Origin of the sequence: Pedobacter sp. HMWF019 (assembly GCF_003061025.1) — a bacterium.
In the GTDB taxonomy this organism is placed as follows: Bacteria; Bacteroidota; Bacteroidia; order Sphingobacteriales; family Sphingobacteriaceae; genus Pedobacter.
In genome coordinates this window covers 1-4028 of sequence record NZ_QAIL01000126.1, presented here as the reverse complement: position 1 = coordinate 4028, position 4028 = coordinate 1, and the positions used below count along the sequence as shown (strand labels likewise).

The window sequence follows — 4028 nt, the reverse complement described above, 5'->3', positions numbered from 1 at the left end:
TTTTATTATAGCAGATAAACTGAATATTATCGACAAGCCTAATGAGAGGAGTTCGCATACAGTTGTAACGATTAGGGGAGGGGGAGTGATCTTTCTTATCGCGATTATCATTGCTGGGGTGATGCACCAGAATTATTGGTTACCTGTTTTGGGGGCTACTATTATAGGAGCGATAAGTTTTTTAGACGACAGAATGACTTTGTCAAGCCGGATCCGGATCATATTTCATTTAATAGCGGTCAGCCTGCTTTTTTACTTTCTCAACTTATTTTCGACTATTCCGTGGTGGGGTGTGATTTGCCTCTACATTGTTACTATAGGCATAATTAATGCTTATAACTTTATGGATGGAATAAATGGGATTACCGGGATGTATAGTCTAGTAGTTTTGGGTGGCTTGCAGTATGTTAACTTACATCAGTATTCTTTTATTGAAGCTGATATGATTTGGTTGCCTATGATCTCCTGTTTAGTATTTCTTTATTTCAATTTCAGAAAGATGGCAAGGTGTTTTGCCGGGGACGTTGGAAGTGTTACTATAGCCTTTTGGGTTATTTTGCTGTTGGCCAAATTGATTCTGAAAACAGAAAACTATTCTTATGTCTTGTTTTTAGCCGTTTATGGGGTGGATGCTGTATTAACGATTCTTCATAGACTACACTTAAAACAGAATATCTTTGATGCGCACAGATTACATTTTTATCAAATTTTGGCTAATGATCAGAAAATACCACATCTTCTGGTCTCTTTAGTTTATGCGATTTTGCAGTTGGCTATAGTTGCATTAGTCATATTTTCCAGTTTTAGTTTCTTTAAATTGGTGGCAATAATCCTAACGCCGTTGGTTTTTATTTATATCATAATGAAACCAAAGCTCATGCTTAAGGGTTCAACCGTATAGAAAAATTAAGGTGCTTTGAGAATAAAGCTATTTATTAAGTTATAAGATGTGTTAACTTGTTGTTGTTCAATATTTTTTATACTTCTTCTTCACTCAATTAGTCCTGAATTTATATCTGTACCTTTGCTGTAAAGGATTTTGGTTCAATTATTGATATGTTTGGCATATTGAATAAAATTAGACATGTTTTCTAAACTCGAAATTGTACCTCGCTGGATTATCTTTGCCATAGATATTTGCCTAAGTATTTTTGCTATGACTTTAGCCAAGGTATTGAAGCACAATTTTATCATTGAAGATATCAACATCCTGGCCTTTTATAAATCTATGGTGGCTGTTGTTGTAGTCAATGGACTGGTGTTTGTGAATATTAAGACCTATGCCGGGATTGTCAGATATACTTCTGCCCAGGATTCTTTTCGTATTTTGTTTTCGGTATTGGCCAGTACTTTCATTCTTTTCTTTACCAATGCCGCTTTTATTGCCTTTGGTGCACCTCCTTTTTTAAGTAATGTAACCGTTATTACTTATTCTTTGTTTAGTTTTCTTTTCCTGATCACCTATCGGGTCATGGTCAAGTACTTTTTTATGTACATCAAAAATGCAAGTTTAGATAAAATCAGGATTATAATTTATGGTGCCGGTGAAGCTGGCTTGGCTACTAAACGTACTTTTGATCATGATAATAAGGTAAATAAGAACATCATTGCTTTTGTAGATGATGATTTTAGAAAAGTTGGAAAAACCATAGATGGTATAAGGATATTGAATGCGGCACACCTAGAGGATTTGATCTTAAAACATGAAGTGGATGAAGTTATTTTTGCAAGTTATACGATTCCTGCTGAGCGTAAAGAACAGGTGGTAGATACTTGTTTGGAAAATAATGTAAAAATTTTGAATATCCCTCCTCCCGAAGTGTGGGCGAGGGGAGAAGTAAGTACTGCTCAAATTCAGAATATCAATATAGAGGATCTTTTAAATAGAAAAACCATTCAAATTGATACAGATGGTATCCAGAAGGAGCTAAAGGGGAAACGAATATTGATTACTGGGGCCGCAGGCTCAATTGGGAGTGAAATTGTACGGCAGTTGTTGAAGTTTGAAACCGGCTTGATTATTATGTGTGATCAGAGTGAAACTGCATTGCATGAATTGTACCTTGAACTGGAAGAAAAGCATAACAACTCCAATTTCCATGCTTTTATAGGTGATGTAAAGGATAAGCAGAGAATGGATTTCATGTTTAACTTTTTTAAGCCTCAATACGTCTATCATGCTGCTGCCTATAAGCATGTACCTATGATGGAGGATAATCCTGCTGAAGCGATAAAAACGAATGTTTTAGGGACTAAAACGATAGCGGATCTCTCTGTAAAGTATGGTATACAGAAATTCGTAATGATCTCTACAGATAAGGCGGTTAACCCAACCAACATTATGGGAGCATCTAAAAGAATTGCAGAGATTTATGTACAGTCACTGAATAATTCTCTGAACAGTTCCGATGTGATCTTCCAAAATGGATTGAGTTATATCAATGACCTGCATGTTAAGCCGATTACGAAATTTATCACGACCCGTTTTGGAAATGTACTCGGCTCGAATGGTTCTGTGATCCCAAGATTCAAGCAACAGATTGAAAAAGGTGGTCCGGTTACGGTGACACATCCAGAGATCACAAGATATTTTATGACGATTCCTGAGGCTTGCCGTCTGGTGTTAGAGGCGGGCTGTATGGGGAAAGGTGGAGAGATCTTTGTTTTTGACATGGGCAAATCTGTGAAAATTGTAGAATTAGCTAAGAAAATGATCCGGCTTGCCGGATTGGTGCCTAACGAGGATATTAAAATTTCCTATTCTGGTTTAAGACCTGGAGAGAAATTATTTGAAGAGTTGCTAAACGACAACGAGAATACCATGCCTACGCACCATGAGAAAATCATGATTGGCCGGGTTAGAGAATATGTTTTCAATGAAATTGAGAGCCAGATTTATACCTTGCTTGCGCATGCGGGAACTAATGATAACCGGAATGTTGTTTTGCAAATGAAAACTATTGTTCCTGAATTTAAAAGCAAGAACTCTAAGTTTGAGGAATTGGATACAGTTAATGATCAATTGGCGTCTAAATAATCTTAATATATAATCTAAAATTTACAATTTTGAAGGGAATAATCCTAGCCGGTGGAAGTGGTACAAGACTTCACCCTCTAACTTTGGTGATGAGCAAGCAAATGATGCCTGTTTATGATAAACCAATGATCTATTATTCACTATCAACCTTAATGTTGGCGGGAATTAATGAAATTCTAATTATATCCACACCCCATGATTTGCCTAATTTTGAAAGATTACTTGGTGACGGGAGTACTTTAGGCTGTAAGTTTTCTTATGCAGTTCAGGAAGTTCCAAATGGATTGGCTCAAGCATTCGTTATTGGCTCCGATTTCATCGGGCAGGATAAAGTTGCCCTGATACTTGGAGATAATATTTTTTATGGTGATGGAATGGCCAGGTTACTTCAAGGTAGTTCCGATCCTAATGGGGGAGTGGTATTTGCCTATAAAGTATCTGATCCGGAGCGTTATGGCGTAGTTGAATTTGACAAACAGAATAATGCAGTTTCCATTGAAGAGAAGCCTGATTCTCCTAAATCTGACTATGCAGTACCAGGATTGTATTTCTACGATAATAGTGTGGTTGAAATTGCCAGAAACATTAAACCCTCTCCCCGTGGTGAATATGAGATTACAGATGTCAATAAAGTTTATCTGGATCAGGGAAAATTGAAAGTTGGTGTACTGAGCAGAGGAACGGCCTGGTTAGATACAGGAACTTTTGCTTCATTAATGCAAGCAGGGCAGTTTGTCCAAGTGATAGAAGAGCGCCAGGGATTGAAAATTGGTTGTATTGAAGAAGTGGCTTACCGAATGGGCTTTATCGATAAGGATCAATTGAAAACTATTGCACAGCCATTAGTTAAAAGTGGCTATGGCGCTTATCTGTTAAAACTTTTAAAATAATATGAGTTTACATAAGAAGATTTTAATTACTGGCGGTGCAGGTTTCATAGGCTCACATGTGGTGAGAAGATTTGTAACGAATTATCCGGAATATGAGATTG

The 4028-nt window shown here is 36.9% G+C and carries 4 protein-coding genes; all 4 read left to right on the top strand.

Annotation, left to right across the window (positions count from 1 at the left end):
• A partial coding sequence (locus DBR11_RS07970) for a glycosyltransferase family 4 protein (protein WP_108551359.1) occupies positions 1 to 901 on the top strand: 901 nt, incomplete at its 5' end.
• A 183-nt stretch (positions 902 to 1084) separates the two neighbouring features.
• Positions 1085 to 3037 carry a nucleoside-diphosphate sugar epimerase/dehydratase gene (locus DBR11_RS07965; RefSeq protein WP_108551357.1) on the top strand — a complete coding sequence of 651 codons (1953 nt, stop codon included), beginning with the start codon at positions 1085 to 1087 and terminating at the stop codon, positions 3035 to 3037.
• 29 nt (positions 3038 to 3066) lie between these two features.
• A complete protein-coding gene (gene rfbA, locus DBR11_RS07960) occupies positions 3067 to 3927 on the top strand; it encodes a glucose-1-phosphate thymidylyltransferase RfbA (RefSeq protein ID WP_108551355.1) in 861 nt (286 codons plus the stop codon).
• Between the two features lies 1 nt (position 3928).
• The coding region (locus DBR11_RS07955; protein ID WP_146186488.1) for an NAD-dependent epimerase/dehydratase family protein at positions 3929 to 4028 on the top strand (100 nt) is incomplete at its 3' end.